Genomic DNA, 20,988 nt, shown 5'->3' with positions numbered 1-20,988 from the left:
ATAGTTTCTTTATACATATTTTCCAATAAAAATAACTATAAAAAATTGTGCAGCCTTATATCTCAGTATATAAGTTCATCAGAAGGCTCTACATTTTTTATAGTTACTGTTTCTCAATTATCTCTCAATTGTCACTGCACCAATCCTCTTCTTCTTATCTCAACAGTTAATGCTACTTCTATATCCATTTGAGAAAAAATCTCATCCCAATCTTTTGATACTTCTTTCCATACCTTTGGATGAAATTTAGATATATACTCTCCCACCCCTATGGCATCTGCCTTATATTCTTTCTGCAGCAACTTCAGAGTCTTATTTATTTCTTCTTTTAATTTTGTCTCTATTGCTTTTTCCATATCTTTTAGTGTGCTAGCACTGTCGATTAAAGGATTATCTCTTAAGATATATTCTTGTAATGCTCCCTCTAACTCCACATCTATTCTTACTTTTAAATTTTCTCCCTCTCTTACTAATTTCTTTTTGGCGCTTGCATCAGTTAATGAATATGATATAGCAGCATCTCCAAGTTTAGCATCTATTATATCTGACTTGACACTACCTCTTATTAATGATATCGCTCTATTTTCCAGTTCTCCTAAATGACCTATGAATTCATAATTTTTAAATATACATGCCCCAAATACTTTTATATCTTCACCATGAGCTGCAGTCCTAGGCATCAACGCCACACCTCCAATATCTGTGTTTTTAATGAATCCAGTTAGAGTTTGAGGTGTATATCTCGATGTAGTCCTTGTTCGTCTGAGCATACTAAAGAGAGTTCCTTCTATGACTTCTTGTCTTTTAGCTTCTGGTACAGCTAGAAGTAAATCTCTGGCTTTTTCTTCTGCCATTACAAGTCGTGTTTTTTTATTTATAACAAAATCTCTATTAAGTCCATCTAATATTTCTCTAATTGCTTCTTCATCTCTAGCAACTTCATGCCCTAATACTAGCAGTCTCAGATGCTTAAAATAAAATGGATATTGCAACCTTGTATGTAATTGAGAGCTTCCCTGAAAAACAGATGGTGCTATAGTTGATATTACATGGACCCTTTCCTGCTGGGTTGCATTCTTTCCTATGGTATTTATATTTGGATATGATATGGTTATAATATATTTTTCTCCTTCTCCATCATTTAAATCTACTCCTATGGAATAGGGAAATAATCTTTGGTTTATTTCTACCATATCCCAACACCCTGTAGTTAAAAAGGTTAAAATTATTATAATTAATATTAGTTTGAATTTCTTCATCTTCTTTTCCACCTTAACTTTATATATCCAATACAATAAATTAATATAGGTAATATAAATATTGATACTAATCCAGAGTAATTTATAAATGTTCCTAATTGTTTTTTTACATCTATAATGTTCTGAGGAATTAATGATACTATATATACAATTGGCAGTAGAGGTATAATAAACAAACTATGGTCTCTTGTAATAAATAACTTTGATAGAACCTTTCCCGCAGAGTAATAGGTCGAAGCCATAGTTGCAAATACAATTAAAACCCAGATAGCCATCACTAGTTCATCTAAGTTTTCTATAAAATATCCTGGCAAATCAATCTCCTTTATAATAGATAATGTAGGAAAAGTTTGCCTTTGTAAGTGATGTATTCCATATTGGGACAAACAAAGTATAAATATGATGACATACATAGCCATTACAATTCCAATTCCTGTAAGACTAGCCTTAAGAGTTTTTTTCCTTTCTTCAGTAAAGGGTATTGAAAATAATAATATTTCAAATCCAAGATAACTAAAAAAGCTAACCTCTATACTCTTGGGTAAGCCTTTCATACTAGACTGAAATACAGGAAGTATATTAGTAAAATCTGAATTTGGCAATGATACAAATATCAAAAATATTATGAATCCTAATATAACTGGATATATAAGATATGCTGCCCTACCAATTATTTGAATTTCAGATCTAGCTATATAGGATGTAGTAAGTACAAAAGTCACTATCATTATCTCAGTTGGTGTAGTCTCTAAAAGAAATGCCTTCAATATTTCATCTAGATTTCTGGCAACAGAAGACATCAAGGCTACAAGATAAGAAAATACAAAAATAAGGAATATATTAAATATCCACTTCCCTAACACTTCCTCACCTATCTCAAAGAAATCTTTATCTGGATAGAGATCAAATAATTTGTTGATAATTACAATCCCAGCAGCCATAAGTAATCCACCGATTATTATGGCTATCCATCCATCTTTACCGAGAAGTACCGCTACTTCATTAGGAAGTGATAATACACCTACTCCTACTATGGTGGAAACTACTAATGCCCTTATTTGTTTAGTTGATATTTTATTACTTTCTCTCATCTTTCCAAGATCTCCTCATCCTTATCTTATTCCTTGGTCGTGTGAAGGTAGGTCTCTCCTTAAGTTCTTGAATTGGTGCCTTAGTTAAAGTATCCTTTAGCTCACCAGTCCTTACTCCTAAACCTGAATATGGTGATGTAAATGGTACACCAAAACTATTTAATTTAATCAGATGTGTCCCTAAGAGAATAACTCCAAGCATTATGCCGTATAGCCCAAAGATAGCTGCACCTAAAATAAGTATAAATCTCCAGACTCTTAAACCTGCTGCAAATTCATAGCTAGGTATGGCAAATGAAGCTATGGTAGTTATAGCTACTATAATTATTAAAATAGCACTTACTATCCCTGCTTCTACTGCTGCTTGACCGATTATAAGCCCACCTACTATCCCTATGGTAGTACCTATAGGGCCAGAAATCCTTGTGCCAGCTTCTCTTATAAGTTCGATGGTAACTTCCATTAAAAAAGTTTCTACGACTGCTGGAAAGGGTACATTGATTCTACTGGCTGCTAAATAATATGTTAATTTTGTAGGAAGCAGCCCTGGATGATACGAGATAATAGCTATATAGAGAGCAGGAGATAGAAGGGACAGGGCCACTGCTATCAGTCTTAAAATCCTAACTCCCTGAGCTTCTTGCCATCTAGTATAATAATCCTCTGATGATTGTAGCAGTGTACCTACTGTGGCAGGTACTATTAGTGCAAAAGGTGAATTATCTACTATAATAACTACACGGCCCTCATAGAGAGCTGCCGCCGCTGAATCTGGTCTTTCTGTATTCTCTATTTGAGGAAATGCAGACATATAATTATCCTCTATTAAATTTTCCAGCATAGAACTATCTAATACGGCATCAATATCAACAGACTTTAATCTTTCATTCACTTCTCGTACTAAGGTTTTATCTACTATATCTTCCATATACATTATTGCTAAACTAGTCTGAGATCTTCTACCTACTGTTTGCATCTTAATTTTTAAGTTTGTGTCCTTTATTCTTCTTCTGACTAAGGTCATATTTACCTTTACTGATTCAGTAAATCCATCCCTTGGTCCTCTTATTACTGTTTCCGTCTGTGGCTCGCTAATACTTCTAGAAGCCCAACCCTTAGAATCAAATACCAAACATTTATCCACTTTGTCAATTAAGATTACTGTATCACCAGAAAGTACTGAATTTACTATATTATCTATATGAAATTCTTCTTTTACATCTATGGTCGTCAAAGTCTCTTTTGAAATTATATCTATTAAAGGGGTCTTAAAGCCCTTGAGGGAGAAAGTTTTTATCTCTTCTTCTATAAATAACGAATAAATAGCATGCTCTGCAATATATTCCTTATTTACTAATCCATCTATATATATTAAAGTCATCTTTACCCTGTAAACATCGCCTATCTCTATTTTTCTAAATATTATATCATCGCAATCAGTAAATAACGTCTTAAATACTTCTTCATTTTTCTCTAGATCTTTGAGTAATATTTTTTGCATACATTACCCTCCTACATCATTAATAATAGAATAAACATCAAACCACCTATGACCATATAGGAATAAGATATAATCTTAACTATCTTTAGTTCTCTCATATATCCTTTTTGTTTATATCTTCTTCCATCAACTACTAGAGTAAAGATTCCCACAGCAATTATCATCAAAATAGTATAATTACTAATGATTCCTTTTAATGCTTGAAGTAATTTAGAAAACAAAAAACCCACCTCCTGTAATTTATATACTTTACAAAAGATGGGTAATATATACATCTTAGTATTAAATTGTCTTTGCCAAAAGAACTATCCCTTTAGAATATTTTTCTGTTAAGATTCTCCTGCAAAATTTAAGTTTATCCATATCATCGAATAGCCCAAAGACTGTTGGACCACTACCACTCATAAGAGCACCTAAGGCACCATAACTCACCATATCTCTCTTAATTTCAGATATAATAGGATTCTTTTCTATAACTACCTTTTCCATGACATTAGTTATATTATCTGCCACAGATTTAATATCATCTCTTTCTATAGAAGATATTATTTTTTGTACATCCATTCTCGCTTCTTTATTTAGTCTAAGACTTCCATATACCTCAGTAGTTGAAACACCTATACCTGGGTTAACTAATAGTATATCCTTATCTTTAAATGACTTAATTTTCGTTAATCTTTCACCTATGCCCTCCGCTAAGGCGGTTCCTCCCATAATACAATATGGAACATCTGCACCAATTTCGATTCCTATTTCTCTTAATTCTTCTTCACTTAAGTTTAGTCCCCAAAGTTGATTTAGTCCCTTTAAAACAGCAGCTGCATTCGCACTACCTCCTGCCAATCCAGCTGCTATAGGAATCTTTTTGTGTATATTTATTTGAATACCCTTATTTATGCCAATTTTTTCCTGCATCTTTTTCCATGCACAATATACTAAATTTGTAGAATCTAGCGGAAGCTCTTTATTATTGCAATCTAATTCTATATCTTCTTCGATTTCTCTCATAATCAATGTGTCACTAAGATTTATTTGCTGCATTATAGTACTTATTTCGTGATAACCGTCTTCTCTTTTATATAATACATCGAGACCTAGATTGATTTTACCGTAGGACTCTAATACGATTTCTCTCATTTAAACTTCTCCCTTGTGAAAATTTACCTTTCCATTATATCATAGTTCCTACGATACTATAAAGATGCAAATTTAAAAAGATATATCTATTGTTTTTTCAATGATTATTTTCTCTCCTGGCAGTATATTGTTTGGACTTAAATTCTCATTCGCCTGTAATATTTCTTCTATTGTTGTATTATATCTTTTAGCTATATCCCATAATATATCATTTCTTTGTACTATATAAATTGTTATGCTAGGACGATTTTTCTTATCTATTATCTCTCCTGTTTCTTCCAATGAATTTATTACAGATAATAATCTATTTCTATTGATTTTTATTTTATGTTTTATAGCTCCTTCTATAACAAATATATCTTTAGACATATTTGATTTAATAGATTCTAAATCTAAACTTATATCTATCAGTGGATCTATAACTTTTTCTTCCATAGGCAAATAATATTTATATGGAATCTCCTCTCTCAAAGTATTGATTTCATCAGTATCAGAGTCCAGATAAATTCCATGTAATGAAAGAATTCCTTCTACTACTAGCTCATCATCTATAATTCTGCTGTCTATAATAGTTGGGTGCCCTGATATATTATATATTTCCTTTATTCTATACTCAGACAAATCTTTCAATATATTTTCTCTGTGAATTGTGCTTTTTATGTTTTCAATTAAATTAATTTCTCCTATTCCTATTTTAATTTTTTCCTTAGTTGAATATGCATCTACTATTAGATTTTTTTCATTTTCTGAATAAGCTAGACCTGATATTCTTAGTTTTGCTTCTATGTCTAATATTTTAAGTTCTCCTTCATCATTCTCCAATACCTCATAGCTTCCTTCCACCACTTCTATCATAAGTTCTTCCTGAGCTCCAGCTAATGCTCCGGGCATTTCTAAAAAATGATTGAAAGGTATTTCCTCTTCCACTGTGGCAATTCTATTTTCTCCATAATAAACTATCCTAGCGTTTACCATACCCGAAACTATTATTCTATCTTCTACCACTGTGGCTTCCTGCTCGTAAGCCTGTATAGTCATCTTAAGTATTTCTTCCATTGCTGGCTTTTCTTCCCCTATTTCAAAAGCTTCCTTTACAATAGCATAGGATGTTTCTCTACCATAAATCTCCTTATACTTAATGGTTTCTTTTAATGTCTGTAGGTTTTGCTTTTCTCCTATATCCTTAATTATCTCTATATTATTGACCTGCTCTACTTTCCCTTCAAGACTTACTAGGGCCTTTAGAGATAATTTTCTCTCATCTAATATCTCTTCCTCTATGTATTCAATATTAGATTTTATAGTTGCTGACATATCTTCCGTAATCCCTGATATTTCTATTTCCTCTCTAAAATCTGCGTTAGCATCTATTGTATATATATTATTTTCCTCTTCTTGTGATTTATAGACTACTTTAAATTTTACTACTCCTGATATTACTAGCCTATCTCTTATTACTTTAGTACTAAGTATTTCTACTAGACCGTCTGTCCAAAGTACCTTCCCTAGATCTGCTTTTGATGGATTTAAGTAAATTTCCGTTTCTACTAAGGCTTGGGTGTCTTCTTTTCCTCTTAGTTCTTCAATCCGTAAGACATCTTTTATTAACTCAATCGACATAATATCCCCCCTAATTATTTCATATAACTATCCTATGAAGATATATATGCGTAAATGTGCTAAATAATGAATAAAGACATAAAAATAACTGTACAATCAATGTACAGTTATTTTTTAAGATATTTTTACCTGTGGTTGGGTTTGTGAGCAAACAGTTACTTCTACGGTTCCCGTCAATATGTCTGTGTAGGTATATGATACTTTTCTACTACTATCATATTCGTTATTAATCCTCACAACAAATAAATTAGGGTATGCTGCTTCCAATATTCCTTCTCTAACTATAGTCTTTTTTCTACCCTTATTTGCTCTTAGTATTACAGTTTTGTCAATACATTTCTCGATGTCCTTACGAATCCTAATCAATATATCTTTTTCCAATATAGCAAACCACCTTCCATTAATTGCTCCCCGGCAGTCGAGGCAGAAGAAGTGTTTGGGACACTCATGTATGCATTATATCATAGAATTCCTATTTTGTCAAACAAATAAATTATTATACTATTATTGAGTTATTTTGTCAATTATAATTATCAATTATTTTTTATTAATTTTTTTATTTTTCTCCAGAATTTAGTTTAAGTATATCCTCTTCAGTCAGTTTTATATGCTCTATCATTGCATTAGCCGCCTTTTCTGGATTTCTGTCTTTTATTGCATTGATTATATTTCTATGTTGTTACACAAAGTAATACATATTTAAATATTCATCATCTCCGCTGTAAAGCTCCCTGATAGATTTTATGAAAGGTGAATAAGATTAGATATTATAAAAGCTATATGACTGAAAATATTGGGATTTTTGACAAATACTATGATATAATACAGTTAATTGTATAACAAGGGGGAAATAATTTTGAAGGGTACTATTGTTTCTGCATGGGTACAAACTTGTAGGAAACTGTATGGAGAAAATATAACCAACGAGGCATTAGATCATTTTAATATTAGTCCAAATAAAATTTTTACACCTACGGAAGATATTGAAGATAGAGTGGCTAGAGGAATTCTTGACTATATTGCTAAAAAACTAGGAAAAACCTCTGATGAGGTATGGAGAACCATGGGTAATCACAATGTCATTACTTATTCTAAGGTTTATCCTGCATTCTTTAGATACAAGAATTTATATTCTTTTCTTCAAGCAATGTATGATATTCATGTTGTAGTTACTAAGAGAATAACTGGTGCAAAACCTCCTATTTTAGGGATAAAACCTATAGATAAATATACTGCACATATGACTTATAATTCTTCTAGAGGAATGTTTCCTTATTTCCACGGTATGTTAGAAGGTGCTGCTAAATATTTTAAAGAGGACATTAATATTGAAACTTTAGAGAAAACAGAGGATTTTACAAAAATATCTATCACTTTTCCTGAGGAGATTTATTACCAAAAGAAATTTAGATTTAATAAAGCATTATCTTTTGGATTTATGAAGAATATGGAGGGAAAAATCGCCTTGTCTTCCCTTCTATTAGTAGGTATTCCTGGAGTTTTGTTATCTAAATTTGTAGTTCCGTCAATAGCCTTTCCTGGAATTTTAGTTCTTTCTACTCTTGTTCCATTTTTAGTTAGTAAAGGACTGTTTAAACCTCTTAAATCCATTTATAGTTCTTTAGATGAAATCATGAATAAAGACTTGTCTATAGTGGAAGACATATCTACTAATGATTTCTTTGAAGATATCAATAATAAGTTGAAGGATTTAAAAGAATCTCTAAAAACAGACTTTGTAGGATATAAGGGTACTACCGATGAGCTAAATGTTTTTGCCGATAAATTCGCCGAAATTTCTAGTAACATGAGCTTTACTTCATCTGAAATATCAAATGTAGTAGAACAAGTGGCAGGAGGAGCTATAAATCAAGCTGAAGAAACTGAGCAAGTAGCATATCAATTAAACAACTCAATTGTTTCTTTAAATGATGTTGTTAGAAAAGAAAATCTAGGTAAAGATGAACTGGAGTCAGCTGTTGAACAAATAAATATGGGTTTTGAAGATTTAAAATCTACCTCTGATAGCTTAAACCATGTACTGTTACAGTTCTCTAAAGTAAAATCTAAGGGCCAAGACTTACAAAATAGGGCTACTGAAGTTCGCAATATTGTTGAGACCGTTGAAAAAATTGCTGAGCAGACCAATTTATTGGCTTTAAATGCCAGTATAGAAGCATCCAGAGCCGGAGAGTATGGAAGAGGATTTACTGTTGTTGCAATAGAGATCAGAAAGCTTGCAGAGGGATCTAAAGAGGCGGTTCAAACTATCAATGATAATTTAGAATCCTTCATCAAAGATATAGATGGATTTGTATTTGATATATCAGATCAGTTTAATATACTCGAAAGGGAAAACGTTAAACTAAATTCAGTTGCAGAAGAAAATCAAGCATCTGTAAATTCCATATCACAAGTATCTGATTTAATTATTGAATTAACAAATGAACTTACAAACGAGACTAATAATATAAATAATATATCTCAGGGTATAGAATCCTTAGCAGCCATCGCCGAAGAAAACTCTGCCTCATCTCAAGAAGTATCTGCTAATGTACAAGCATATACTGAAGAGATTAGAAAGATGACCGAAAGTATACATGAGTTTAAAAAAGTCAGCATGGAATTTAGCAAAGACTTGGAAAAATACATTGTATAAAAGGGAAGCTTTTATGCAATTGACAGTTAACAATTAACGATTAACAATGTAAAATCATTAAAAACAATTAGAAATGTTGAAAGATAAAACCTAGATTTTTCTATTATAACGAAAAATCCAGGTTTTATTTGGTTTTAATTGTTATTTGTTCTTTGATAATTGTTAATTGAAAAACATCCTCGTTATGTATATCGCTGAAATCACTCCTGCCAAATCTGCTATTAATCCAGCTGCTAATGCATGTCGTTGCTTCTTTATAGATACTGACCCAAAATATACTGCTAGCACATAGAATGTAGTCTCACTAGATCCCATCATTACTGCCACTGTTCTAGCTATTAAAGACTCTGGTCCATAGTTTCCAGCTAATTCACTCATTATTCCTTGAGCACCAGATCCTGATAAAGGTCTCATTAATATCATGGGGACTACTTCTCCTGGTATATTAAAGATTTCAATAACAGGTGTTATTAATTTAATTAAAATATCCATAGCTCCTGATTCCCTAAAAACTCCAATGGCTACAAGCATGGCTACGAAAGAAGGTATTATTCTTATTGCCGTAGAAAATCCATCCTTTGCTCCTTCTACAAATGATTCATAAACTTTAACATTTTTACTCATTCCATAGGATATAATGCCAACTATCATAAAAGGAATTGCAAACTTAGATAAAAGTTGCATTATTTCAAGGAACATCTGATATCCCTCCCCTGTCTTCCATTAACCCTTTTTATTTCATATCTAGGAAGTCCCTGTAAAAACTTTGCTGCTATTATAGCTGCAGCAGTAGATATAGTAGTAGCAATTATAGTTGGTCCTATTATTTCTGTGGGATTAGTTGATCCTGCTGCTGATAATATAGCAATGGTTGAGGCAGGTATCAGAGTCACCGATGAGGTATTTATTGCAAGGAAAGTAACCATTGCATTAGTTGCTGTGTCCTTATGCCTATTTAAATTCTGTAACTCTTCCATAGCTTTTAGTCCAAAAGGTGTTGCAGCATTTCCTAACCCTAGTATATTAGCTGAAATATTCATTATCATAGCTCCCATTGCAGGATGTTCAGCTGGCACATCTGGAAATAAAATCACCATAACTGGCTTGAGTATCCTTGATATTCCTCTTATAAGTCCAGAATCCTCTGCTATTTTCATTATTCCTAACCATAACGACATAACACCTATTAACCCAATTGCCAGTTCTACAGCTGATTTAGCGTTCTCTATTGCCGCATTTGTTACAGCATCTAATTCTCCTGTTATAATCCCAACTCCAAATCCTATAATAATTAGAGCTGCCCAAATAATATTGATCATTCTCTCACAACCCTTCTTCAATGCACAATGCACAGTTCATAGCCAAAGGCCACTTACGCAATTCACAATTATTTCGGTCTGGCTTCTAAGTCTTTTTTGGCGACTGCGGTCGCTTTAAATTGTGCATTGTGCATTGTGAATTTATTTCATTACTATCCTATTCTCAATAACCTGTCCATATTCAAAAAATAATAAGAGTCTAGTTTCCTAGACTCTTACTATTTTTATCTTATTCTTTTAATTGTTCATTGCGAATTGTTAATTATAAATCCTTACAGTCCTAATAATACTGTAGCTATACCAAAGTATACCATCAAAGCTAATGCATCTACTATAGTTGTAATTAATGGGCCTGCCATTATAGCTGGATCCATTCTTAACCTTTTAGCTATCAATGGTAAAATACCACCTACAATTTTTGAAGCCATGACCGTTACTACTATAGTTATGGAAACTGTTATAGCTATAAGGATATCCACCCTTTCTAATAATATAAGTCTCATGAAATTGATACCAGCAAGGGCCACTCCAACTACAAAGCTAATCCTTAACTCTTTCCATAGTACTTTCCACCAATCATGAGTAGTTATTTCACCAGTAGCTAATCCTCTTATTATCAAAGTTGAAGACTGACTCCCTGAGTTTCCTCCAGTATCCATAAGCATTGGAATAAATGTACTAAGCACTACTACAGATGCTAATACATTTTCAAACTTTCCCATTATTCTTCCAGTAAATGTAGCCGAAACCATTAGTATAAGAAGCCAAGGTAATCTATGTTTTGCCAAAGTCAATACTCCTGTATCTAAATATGCTTCCTCTGATGGTGCCATAGCAGCCATCCTTTGGAAGTCTTCTGTAGCCTCTTGTTCCATAATATCCATAATATCATCTACTGTAATAATTCCTGTAAGTCTATTTTCATTGTCTACCACTGGTAATGCCAAAAATCCATATTTTCTAAACACATTTGCTACGCTTTCTTGATCATCGTGAGTATTTACACGAATTACCTCATTTTCCATGATATCATCTATAAGCAAGTTTTCATCAGATGTAACTAAAGTTCTTAAGGAAACAAATCCTTCTAAAGTTCTCTTTCTATCAGTTACATAGCAAGTATATACAGTTTCCTTGTTTAGACCAGTTTCTTTTATATGAGCTAGTGCTTCCTTTACTGTAATGCCTTTTCTTAAGTCTACGTACTCTATTGTCATTATACTTCCAGCAGAATCTGCGGGGTACCTTAAAAATTGATTTATTAGCTTTCTCTCATCTTCCTTAGTAGACTTTAGGACCTTCTTTACAATATTTGCCGGCATTTCTTCTATTAAGTCAATCATATCATCAAAGAAAAGTTCATCCATAATATACTCTAATTCTTTATCTGTTACAGAATTTATGATACCTAATTGTTGCTCCATAGAAAAATGGGCAAATACTTCTACTGCCAAATCCTTAGGTAACATTCTAAATATTAATAGCGTCATATGTGCATCTAATGGGTCTAAAAGCTCTGCTACGTCAACCTCATTCATTTCTGATAATTCTCTTTTAATTTCTATATACTTTTTTTGCTCAAATAATTCTAAGAGTCTTCTTTCATCCATGTTCTCCCTCCAATTTAGAGAACCATGTTCTGTGATAAAAATGGTTCTCTATTTATTATTTTTAAAATTCTATTTTTAATACTACTGGGCACAGGACCCGAATCCATTTTCATCACCAACCCTTCCTTTCATCAATTCACAATTTACAATTCACAATTCACAATTATTAGGTCCCGGCTATGGGGTCTTTTTTTGCGACCTGTGGCCGCTTTCCTAATTGTGCATTGTGCATCGTGCATTGTCTTTTTTATTATATCACATTTTCTTCATTTCCTTAAATAAAAAAGATAGGTCTCCCTATCTTTTTGATTTTAGCATCCGCCACCGGCTCTATCTGGTATTACTGTAAATCCTCTTTTTATCCAATTGTCACTATAGTCTACTGTAAATTTTCCAAAACTTTCTTCCAAACCTTCTTCTACTAAAAATGTAAATCTATCTATCTTAGTTTCAATATCTCCTTCTTTATGCTCATCCAGAGCTAATCCAAATGATGGACCGCCTCAACCATAACCTGCAATATAAATTCTCAAAGGTTTTTCGGTCTTTTTAGTTTCAACAATCTTTGTTAATTCTTCTGTAGCCTTAGGTGTTAAATCTATAATCATTATTATATCCTCCTTCTTTATATTCTTCTTTATATATTATATACCATATAGGGTATTTGTAAACATTAAATATTATTTTTATCTATAAAACTTTAAGTCATTATAGATTATCCTAATCACTAAATTTTTAATCAAAATAAAAACCGAGACCCATCCTCTACCCTTATAAGTAATTATGCATCACCACTTCAAAGATAGAAATGAATCTCGGTTTTTAATCTTAATCATTAATCATTTGTTCATTATTTTTTTATTTTTCTTACGGTTTTAATTGTCAGTTATATTACATTGCTCTTCCTGGTATTATTGCATCTACTATACCTATTACTAGAGCACCTATTATAGCTCCCCATACAGATATATTAAATCCAGGAACTATAAATTTGGTAACATAAAGAATAATTGCAGCAACTAGAAATCCTGTTATTCCTCTTCCAAATGGTGAGGCATTTACACCAGTAAACCTTTGGACTAAATGATCCAGTACTCCTATTACTACTGCTGCTAACAATAGACTCCATATACTATCTATTGTAAAGCCTGGAGTAAAATATGCTGCTATAGCCACCACTATTGCTGTCACCAAAACTCTTATAAGCATTTCCCCAATATTAAAGTCATTGTCCCTATCTCTGTCCCTGTCCCTATGTTGATCTCTGTTTCTATCGTCATTATCCATAACTTCACCTCCTGATATAATAATCTCCAATAATAGATTTTTTTATACAGCAAATTATTAAATAATTTTTATATTTTGTGAAATCATATAAATATACTAGAAAGGAAATAAAAGATATGCTACTATATTAGTAAGAATTAAAAAGGAGGTTGAGAGTATGGAAGTTACTAAAGATATGCTAATTGGTGAATTAATTAGAAAAAAACCAGAAGCGATAGAAATTCTTATGAGATTTGGTATGGGCTGTGTAGGTTGTCCATCAAGCCAAATGGAAAGCTTAGAAGAAGCTGCTATGGTACACGGCTTAGATTTAGATAAATTAATGGCTGCATTAAATGCATAATTGCCGACTGACAAAAAAGAAGAGCTTACAAATGTAGCTCTTCCTTTTTATAGTTTATTTTGCTAATAAGGTATCTATTTTTTCCTTATCAAAACCTACTACTTCTTCACCGTCTATAACTAATACGGGTACACCCATATGTCCCATAGCCATTAATTCTTTTCTAGCATCTTTATCTGTTTGAACATTTTTTTCAGTATAATCTATACCTTTTTCCTTTAGATAATCTTTAGCAGAAACGCAATATGGGCAAGTATTACTTGTATAAACTGTTACATTAGCCATTTTAATTCCTCCTTTAATATACTACTAATTCAATTATACCCTACGGGGGTATAAAAGTCAATAGCTTTTACGATAATATTTTACCCATAGTTATTTAAAATAATCATAGATATGAGAATTAATACTTATTAGCTGTATGTAAATTGACAATAATATTTATAAATAATATAATATTTCGTATGTCAAATTAAATTTTAAGGATGGTACTAATGATAAAAAACTATATGGAATTGTTAGTTGATGAGATTTTCAATGAAATAAAAAACAGTTATAAAATCTGCAATGAGGAAAAATGTATACATGATATTAAATCCATTGCTTTAAATAATCTACCAACCCATTATTTTAAATATGATACAACAGAAGCAGATAAAAAAGCTTTCTTATTAGAACGTCAACGGAGAATATCTGTATTAGCAAAAGTTGCTGAAGCAGCAGACATTGTATGCTCAAAATGTTATAGAAAAGGAAATTGAACCCACAGATTCCCTCCTAAGAGGGCCCCGTGGGCGTTATTTATGTTTCACGTGATTTAATCCTTGTTCAAACAGCTCCAACACATGTTCATCATCTAATGAATAGATAACAAGTTTACCTTCCTTTTTAAACTTGACCAATTTCATATCTCTTAAAATCCTCAACTGATGAGATATAGCTGATTGGGTCATTTCAAGTATATTAGCAATATCACATACACATAAAGATGACTTGGATAAGACATAAATGATTTTTAATCTGGTAGGATCTGATAATGCCTTAAACATATTAGATAAAAGATATATTTCTTCCTCACTATTTAAATTTTTCTTTAGATTTTTAAGCGATATTTCATCTGATAGATGACCTACACATACTAGCTTATCTTTTGTTTCTTTCATCATTTTAGCCTCCCATTATCTTAATTTTAATCCGTTGGCATCATTGGAGTTACAGGATGCACGGGTCTTCCAGTCATTGGATCTATATATATAATCCAATATCCTTCTACATGTAATCCTTGGTACCAAGTATTGAATCCATTAGCTCCTCTGTATGGATGCTCATCTGTAGTAAACTCACCTGGTATCCCATATACGAAGTATTTAACAGTTTCTCCTTCATTATATAGTCCAAATAAATAATGTCCATACTTACTCATCAGTTGATTGCAAGTAGTAGTAGTAGTAGTAGTAGTATTGTTATAGGGTTCTTTATTATTTCCTCCAATAATGTATGAAAAATATGGAAGAAAAGCTCTATATTCATTTTCTTTATCTAATTCTACTATCCACCAATTATATCCTTTTAGGTTATATTTAAAAGGATCAATATAAGGGAAAAACCTTAAAATACTCAATACATAATTAGTTGTTTGATTTTTTTGGTTTAATTTTCTTATATAGTCTAATGTCTTATAATCTGGTTCCATTGATTCTTCATCTAAATCTTCTAAATCAAACTTAACATCGGAATTCTCTTGAATATAATCTTCATTTTTTACTTCTATGTTTTCTTCTAAAGGTATATCCTCTGATAATTCATGTTGTACGACCTCAACATCTTGTTTCTCTATTATAGGCTCAGTAGCTGGTATATCATATGCTGGATTATATACTGGTACCTCATACGCTTGCTCGTATGCAGGTACATTATATATAGACTCATGTGTAGATCCTATCTTTATAGGTTCTTCAACTGGTTTAATTTCCTGCATTTCTATTTCTTGCACTTCCTCTAGTTTTTCAACTTCTTGGATCTCTGCCTCTTGTAATTCCTCTGGCTTTTCAACTTCTTGGATCTTCACATCTTGTATTTCCTCTGGACTTTCTACTTCTTTAGTTTCTTCTTCTTTTATTCTTTCTTGTACTTCTTCTTGTATGCTTATTTCTTGTACTTCTTCTGGCTCGATTACTTCTTTAGCTAATTCTTCTATTGCTAATCCTTTTATATGTTGTTCTATCTCTGTTGCTGGCTCAGATATAGATTGAATATGAGATTTAAAAGGTACGGATTCTATGTATCTCTCAATTGTGCCATCTTCTTTATCCAAATACCCTCCAAGAAGTACCTCCCCCTCTCGCATTACTAGAATACCAGATATTTTATCTGTTTGAAAGTTCTTAGATTCTAATTCTCTCTGTATAAAGGTATATTCTCCTTTTCCTCTTCCTATATCATCTGTAAATATCTTTCCTAATTCCCAAACTGAATGTGATTTATCCTTAGAGATAAATACAACATTATAGAAATTATCTACTTCTGCATTTTCAATATTTACTGTGACAATTCCTCTAGGACCCTTTATCTCTAGTTTGCAATGCCCCTTTGGGTTTCTTCCAGCCATGGTAGAAAGTTCTTTCTTCAGTATTATAAACTTCCTTGTATATGCTAATGATGACGGCATAATTTTACCCCCTTTTTACACTTTATTTAATTATATGTCTAATGGGGGCAATGTTTTACTAATCTTTATAAAATCTTCTACAGATAAGTTTTCTGCTCTTGTATCAACATTGATATTTAGCTTCTCTAGAGCTTCTTTTATAGTTTCCTTTTCAATATTAAATCCATAGGTAGATAATGAATTTAATATGGTTTTTCTTCTTTTTGAGAAAGCAGCTTTAACTATTTTAAAAAATTTGTCCTTATCCACATCTGGTAGTTCCTTTTTTATTTCAAGCTTTATAACGGCTGAATCTATCTTAGGCTGAGGCATAAAAACGGTCTTTGGTACTTTTACAACTATTTCTGGTTTACTATAAAAATTGACAAATACAGAAAGACTTCCATATTCTTTTCCTCCCGGACCAGCCTCCATCCTTTCGGCTACTTCCTTTTGAACCATGACTATAATTGACTCGAGATTTAAATTATCTTCTATTAGCTTTGCTATTATTGGCGTAGTCACATAATAAGGTAAATTTGCTACTACTTTTACAGGACCACCACTTAGATTTTCTTCTATTAACTTTTCTATATCAATTTTTAATACATCTCCATGTATTACTTCTACATTATCATATTTTCCAAGAGTTTCATCTAATATCGGCAATAAAGTATCATCTATCTCAATGGCTACAACCTTCTTTGCCCTTAGGGCTAATTCCTCAGTTAACGTCCCCATGCCAGGACCTATCTCTATTATATAATCTTCTGATGTAATATCTCCCTCATCTACTATTTTTCGCACAATATTACCATCTATTAGAAAGTTTTGCCCTAGAGATTTTGAAAATTTAAATCCATATCTTTCTAGAATTTCCTTTACATACTTAGGAGAATAAAGCCTTTTATCTTCCATATTTTTCTTCAATCCTTTCCAAAGCTTTCCCAAACTCTTCCCTAGTTACTCCAAAGTTATTTAACCTATTAAGAAATTGTTTAGAATTTGCATATCCAATACCTAATATCTCTCCCAATTTTTCTCTTTTCTCCCTTGACTTTGGTCCACCCGCTAATCCAAGGGCCGTTATCTCTTCCTTTGTAAACTCCTCTTTTCTTTCTATACTACTTGGCCTTGCTTTTAGGATTGCCTCAATAATATCTTCCTTATTTGCATTTTCTACTCCTATATCTCCCTTTTTCAAAGCTTTTCCTTGAGGCAAAAATGCGTGTTTACAATTTTTAATATGTTTGGATAAGTCCCTTCTAATTTGTTCTCCAGCATAATCTGGATCTGTTAAGATAATAACTCCTCTTTTTTCTGCTATGTTTTTAAGAGTCTTAATAAATTCTTTCTTATATCCAAAACCACCTGTTGCGATAACTTCTGCATCTAATGCTGCTTTGACAACAGTAATATCATCTTTTCCCTCTACTACTATTACTTCCTTTATCAATATAACAACCCCTTTAATCAGTTCACAATTAACAATTCACGGTTCACAATTATGAAAGTAGTAAACTATGGTCAAAAAACCCCAAAAACATTCCCCAACAATTGTGCATTGTGAACTGTGAATTGTGCATTTGAATTATTTAAGATTCAACGAATTTTAAATAATTCCTTAGTGTTTCTATTTGTAGCCTTTGCCAACTCTTCAAATGATATTCCTTTGGCTTCTGCTATGGTTCCTGCTACATATTTTACAAATATTGGTTCGTTTCTTTTCCCTCTATAAGGCTCAGGAGTTAAATATGGGCAGTCTGTTTCTACAAGGAGTTTATCTAATGGAACTACTTTAGCTACTTCCCTACTTACCCTAGCGTTTTTAAATGTAACCGGCCCAGCTAGGGATATATAAAATCCCATTTTTATATATTCTGCTGCCATTTCAGCACTGCCAGAATAGCAATGTAATACTCCCCTTAAAGTTCCGTCCTGAGCTTCCTTTAATATATTAAAGGTTTCCTCCGCAGCATCTCTAGTATGAATAACTACTGGCAAGCCTACTTCCTTTGCAAGATTAATTTGTTCCTTAAACCACTTTCTTTGTATATCTCTAGGAGAATTATCATAGTAAAAATCTAATCCTATTTCCCCTATAGCTACTACTTTATCTCTTTTAGCAAAGGCTCTTAATATCTCAATAGTCGAGTTATCCATTTCTTTTGCAGAGTGAGGATGTATACCAACTGCCGCATATATATTATCATACTTTTCAGTTAAAGACACCGAGGCAATACTAGATTGTAAATCTGCCCCTATGTTTATAACCATTTCTATTCCATTGTTTTTTAAGTTTTTAATTAGCATATCTCTATCATTATCAAATCTTCTATCATCGAGATGTGCATGACTATCTATAAGCATAATTATTTCTCCTTATGATATTGTAGCACCTGATTGTAGATCTTCTAAAGTTGATACTAAGCTAAGTTTACCAGTACTATCCTCTGCAGCTAATATCATTCCTTTAGATTCTACACCTCTTAATTTCACAGGTTTTAAGTTTGTGACTACTACTACCTTTTTACCCACTAAATCTTCAGGTGAATAATATTCTTTTATACCTGATACTACTTGACGTTGTTCCTCACCTAATTTTAATTGCAATACATAGAGTTTATCAGCCTTAGGGTGATCTTCACAAGATATAACTTCTGCTACTTTTAATTTTACTTTATCAAAATCATCTATTGTAATTTCTTCTACTTTTTCTTTTACTTCTTCCACTTTATCAGCCTTCTTTCCTTTGTTTCTTGAATCTATGAGCTTTTGGTTTGCATCATTTAGCTTAACTAATTCCTTTTCTATTTCAAGTCTTGGGAATATAATATTTCCTCTTTCCACTGTTGTACCTACTTCTAGTATTCCCCAGACCTTCGTATCATCCCATGATACTTCATTCTTTAATCCAAGTTGCTTTCTTATCTCTACTGAAGTTTTTTCCATAAATGGTTTAATCAGTATAGATACTATTCTTAAACTTTCTGCTAAATTATATAATACTGTATCTAATCTTTCTTTATCTTCTTCCTTTGCTAATATCCATGGGGCAGTTTCATCTACATATTTATTGGTTCTTCTAATCAACTTCCATATTTCTTCTAAAGCATTAGAGAAGTTTAATTTCTCCATATATTCTTCTACTTTAGCAGCTGCATTTATTCCGGTTTCTTTTAGAGAATTATCAAATTCTCCTTCCTTAACTGGAGAAGGAATTATCCCTTCATTATATTTTTCAATCATAGTAACTGTCCTACTAACTAGATTTCCTAAATCATTTGCCAAATCTGAATTTAGTCTTTGTAAGAATTTATCTCTATGGAAAGAGCCGTCTTGACCAAATGAAAATTCTCGAAGAAGAAAGTATTTGAAGGCATCTATGCCATATAATTCAATTATTGGCTCTGGATATATTACATTTCCCTTTGATTTAGACATCTTATCGTCTTCAAATAATATCCAACCATGACCAAATACCTTTTTTGGTAATTCTAACTCCATTGCCATTAAAAGTGCTGGCCAAATTATAGTATGGAATCTCACTATCTCCTTACCTACTAAATGTACATTTGCAGGCCAGAAGTCTTTAAAGTTCTTATTGTCATCACTGCCATACCCTAAAGCTGTAATATAACATGATAACGCATCTATCCATACATACACTACATGAGATGGGTCAAATGGAACCTTAATCCCCCAATCAAAGCTAGTTCTGGATACACATAAATCTTCCAAACCATCTTTTAAGAAATTGTTCACCATCTCATTTTTCCTTGATTCAGGTTGAATGAATTCAGGATTTTCATCGTAAAACGCTAATAGTTTATCCCTATATTCTGAAAGTTTAAAGAAATATGCTTCCTCCTCTGCAAGATGAACCTCTCTACCACAATCTGGACACTTTCCATCTACTAACTGAGATTCTGACCAAAATGCCTCACATGGAGTACAATAATGTCCTTCATACTTTGATTTATATATTTCACCTTTTTCATATAGTTTTGTAAATATTTCTTGAACTGCTTTTTCATGATGAGGGTCTGTAGTTCTTATGAAAGTATCGTAGTCTATCTCCAAAGTCTTCCATAGTGATTTTATATCTGCTACTATTTTATCTACATAAGCTTTTGGTGTAACTCCACTTTCTTTAGCCTTTTCCTGAATCTTTTGACCATGTTCATCTGAACCTGTTACAAAGTATACATCATAACCTTGCATTTTTTTAAACTTCTTTATCGCATCTGCTGCCACTGTAGTATAAGTATGACCTATATGCAGATTATCAGATGGATAATAGATTGGTGTAGTTAAATAATATTTTTTCATCTTTATTACCTCCCGTTTATTCAATGCACAATTCACGATGCACAGTGCATAATTAAGCCAGCGACCGCAGGTCGCAAAAAAAGACCCAACAGCTAGACCCTAACAATTGTGAACTGTGAATTGTACATTGTTTTTTATTTGTTTAATTCCCGCAGTCTCGCAACTCAAATCTATTTACTCGCT

23 protein-coding genes are annotated in these 20,988 nt (G+C 32.2%); 3 read left to right on the top strand and 20 right to left on the bottom strand.

The features are described 5' to 3' along the window. Nucleotides 1–131: 131 nt before the first annotated feature. The 8 genes from CIW83_RS08475 to CIW83_RS24845 form a co-directional block, all read right to left on the bottom strand. Nucleotides 132–1,259: a Ger(x)C family spore germination protein gene (locus CIW83_RS08475; protein ID WP_094900409.1), complete on the bottom strand. Its 1,128-nt coding sequence runs from the start codon at nucleotides 1,257–1,259 to the stop codon at nucleotides 132–134. After that, nucleotides 1,256–2,350, bottom strand: a complete 1,095-nt coding sequence (locus tag CIW83_RS08470) for an endospore germination permease (protein WP_094900408.1) — start codon at nucleotides 2,348–2,350, stop codon at nucleotides 1,256–1,258. The genes CIW83_RS08475 and CIW83_RS08470 overlap by 4 nt, the downstream gene beginning before the upstream one ends. After that, complete coding sequence (locus tag CIW83_RS08465; RefSeq protein WP_094900407.1) at nucleotides 2,337–3,851, bottom strand: spore germination protein; 1,515 nt, start codon at nucleotides 3,849–3,851, stop codon at nucleotides 2,337–2,339. Before CIW83_RS08465 ends, CIW83_RS08470 begins: the two co-directional genes overlap by 14 nt. An 11-nt stretch (nucleotides 3,852–3,862) precedes the next feature. Next, complete coding sequence (locus CIW83_RS08460) at nucleotides 3,863–4,072, bottom strand: CLC_0170 family protein (protein ID WP_094900406.1); 210 nt, start codon at nucleotides 4,070–4,072, stop codon at nucleotides 3,863–3,865. Between the two features lie 61 nt (nucleotides 4,073–4,133). Continuing rightward, the gene (ispE, locus tag CIW83_RS08455) at nucleotides 4,134–4,988 is read right to left on the bottom strand and encodes a 4-(cytidine 5'-diphospho)-2-C-methyl-D-erythritol kinase (protein ID WP_094900405.1); all 855 of its coding nucleotides are present in this window, start codon (nucleotides 4,986–4,988) and stop codon (nucleotides 4,134–4,136) included. A 72-nt stretch (nucleotides 4,989–5,060) separates the two neighbouring features. Further along, on the bottom strand, nucleotides 5,061–6,608 hold the full coding sequence (locus CIW83_RS08450; RefSeq protein WP_094900404.1) for an SPOCS domain-containing protein: 1,548 nt from the start codon (nucleotides 6,606–6,608) through the stop codon (nucleotides 5,061–5,063). Between the two features lie 114 nt (nucleotides 6,609–6,722). Further along, on the bottom strand, nucleotides 6,723–6,974 hold the full coding sequence (locus tag CIW83_RS08445) for a Veg family protein (RefSeq protein WP_235601268.1): 252 nt from the start codon (nucleotides 6,972–6,974) through the stop codon (nucleotides 6,723–6,725). A 190-nt stretch (nucleotides 6,975–7,164) separates the two neighbouring features. Beyond that, on the bottom strand, nucleotides 7,165–7,275 hold the full coding sequence (locus tag CIW83_RS24845) for a hypothetical protein (protein ID WP_369819384.1): 111 nt from the start codon (nucleotides 7,273–7,275) through the stop codon (nucleotides 7,165–7,167). 189 nt (nucleotides 7,276–7,464) lie between these two features. Here CIW83_RS24845 and CIW83_RS08440 point away from each other — a divergent pair, with 189 nt between their 5' ends. Then, nucleotides 7,465–9,267, top strand: a complete 1,803-nt coding sequence (locus CIW83_RS08440) for a heme NO-binding domain-containing protein (RefSeq protein WP_094900402.1) — start codon at nucleotides 7,465–7,467, stop codon at nucleotides 9,265–9,267. A gap of 162 nt (nucleotides 9,268–9,429) precedes the next feature. Here CIW83_RS08440 and CIW83_RS08435 read toward each other — a convergent pair whose 3' ends face one another. The 5 genes from CIW83_RS08435 to CIW83_RS08420 form a co-directional block, all read right to left on the bottom strand. Next, nucleotides 9,430–9,966: a spore maturation protein gene (locus CIW83_RS08435; protein WP_094900401.1), complete on the bottom strand. Its 537-nt coding sequence runs from the start codon at nucleotides 9,964–9,966 to the stop codon at nucleotides 9,430–9,432. After that, entirely contained in the window at nucleotides 9,951–10,586 is a 636-nt protein-coding gene (locus CIW83_RS08430) for a nucleoside recognition domain-containing protein (RefSeq protein ID WP_094900400.1), read from the bottom strand. Before CIW83_RS08430 ends, CIW83_RS08435 begins: the two co-directional genes overlap by 16 nt. Before the next feature lie 272 nt (nucleotides 10,587–10,858). Further along, nucleotides 10,859–12,196, bottom strand: coding sequence for a magnesium transporter (gene mgtE / locus CIW83_RS08425; RefSeq protein ID WP_094900399.1), 1,338 nt, complete (start codon nucleotides 12,194–12,196; stop codon nucleotides 10,859–10,861). A gap of 311 nt (nucleotides 12,197–12,507) precedes the next feature. Then, nucleotides 12,508–12,804, bottom strand: coding sequence for an iron-sulfur cluster biosynthesis family protein (locus CIW83_RS24840; RefSeq protein WP_369819383.1), 297 nt, complete (start codon nucleotides 12,802–12,804; stop codon nucleotides 12,508–12,510). Nucleotides 12,805–13,087: 283 nt separating this feature from the next. Next, nucleotides 13,088–13,483, bottom strand: coding sequence for a phage holin family protein (locus CIW83_RS08420; protein ID WP_094900398.1), 396 nt, complete (start codon nucleotides 13,481–13,483; stop codon nucleotides 13,088–13,090). A gap of 157 nt (nucleotides 13,484–13,640) precedes the next feature. Here CIW83_RS08420 and CIW83_RS08415 point away from each other — a divergent pair, with 157 nt between their 5' ends. After that, a complete protein-coding gene (locus tag CIW83_RS08415) occupies nucleotides 13,641–13,826 on the top strand; it encodes a DUF1858 domain-containing protein (RefSeq protein WP_094900397.1) in 186 nt (61 codons plus the stop codon). Between the two features lie 54 nt (nucleotides 13,827–13,880). On the opposite strand, the gene CIW83_RS08410 is transcribed toward CIW83_RS08415, so the two are convergent. Beyond that, nucleotides 13,881–14,111 (bottom strand): glutaredoxin family protein, encoded by a 231-nt coding sequence (locus CIW83_RS08410; protein WP_094900396.1) that lies wholly within the window; start codon nucleotides 14,109–14,111, stop codon nucleotides 13,881–13,883. A 209-nt stretch (nucleotides 14,112–14,320) separates the two neighbouring features. Between CIW83_RS08410 and CIW83_RS08405 the strand changes: the two genes are divergently transcribed. After that, nucleotides 14,321–14,587 carry a late competence development ComFB family protein gene (locus CIW83_RS08405; RefSeq protein WP_158220060.1) on the top strand — a complete coding sequence of 89 codons (267 nt, stop codon included), beginning with the start codon at nucleotides 14,321–14,323 and terminating at the stop codon, nucleotides 14,585–14,587. Nucleotides 14,588–14,623: 36 nt separating this feature from the next. Here CIW83_RS08405 and CIW83_RS08400 read toward each other — a convergent pair whose 3' ends face one another. From CIW83_RS08400 to metG, 6 genes are all read right to left on the bottom strand, one after another. Next, the gene (locus CIW83_RS08400; protein WP_201259740.1) at nucleotides 14,624–14,989 is read right to left on the bottom strand and encodes a metalloregulator ArsR/SmtB family transcription factor; all 366 of its coding nucleotides are present in this window, start codon (nucleotides 14,987–14,989) and stop codon (nucleotides 14,624–14,626) included. Between the two features lie 26 nt (nucleotides 14,990–15,015). After that, complete coding sequence (locus CIW83_RS08395; RefSeq protein ID WP_094900393.1) at nucleotides 15,016–16,494, bottom strand: hypothetical protein; 1,479 nt, start codon at nucleotides 16,492–16,494, stop codon at nucleotides 15,016–15,018. A 30-nt stretch (nucleotides 16,495–16,524) separates the two neighbouring features. Further along, the gene (rsmA, locus tag CIW83_RS08390; protein WP_094900437.1) at nucleotides 16,525–17,391 is read right to left on the bottom strand and encodes a 16S rRNA (adenine(1518)-N(6)/adenine(1519)-N(6))-dimethyltransferase RsmA; all 867 of its coding nucleotides are present in this window, start codon (nucleotides 17,389–17,391) and stop codon (nucleotides 16,525–16,527) included. After that, entirely contained in the window at nucleotides 17,381–17,929 is a 549-nt protein-coding gene (gene rnmV / locus CIW83_RS08385; RefSeq protein WP_094900392.1) for a ribonuclease M5, read from the bottom strand. Before rnmV ends, rsmA begins: the two co-directional genes overlap by 11 nt. A gap of 146 nt (nucleotides 17,930–18,075) precedes the next feature. Beyond that, nucleotides 18,076–18,843 (bottom strand): TatD family hydrolase, encoded by a 768-nt coding sequence (locus CIW83_RS08380; protein ID WP_094900391.1) that lies wholly within the window; start codon nucleotides 18,841–18,843, stop codon nucleotides 18,076–18,078. Between the two features lie 12 nt (nucleotides 18,844–18,855). Beyond that, nucleotides 18,856–20,805 carry a methionine--tRNA ligase gene (metG, locus tag CIW83_RS08375; RefSeq protein ID WP_094900390.1) on the bottom strand — a complete coding sequence of 650 codons (1,950 nt, stop codon included), beginning with the start codon at nucleotides 20,803–20,805 and terminating at the stop codon, nucleotides 18,856–18,858. Between the last annotated feature and the right edge of the window lie 183 nt (nucleotides 20,806–20,988).

It is taken from the genome of Tissierella sp. P1 (genome assembly GCF_002266425.1).
Lineage (GTDB): Bacteria > Bacillota > Clostridia > Tissierellales > Tissierellaceae > Tissierella > Tissierella carlieri.
This window is presented reverse-complemented; position numbering and strand designations above follow the sequence as displayed.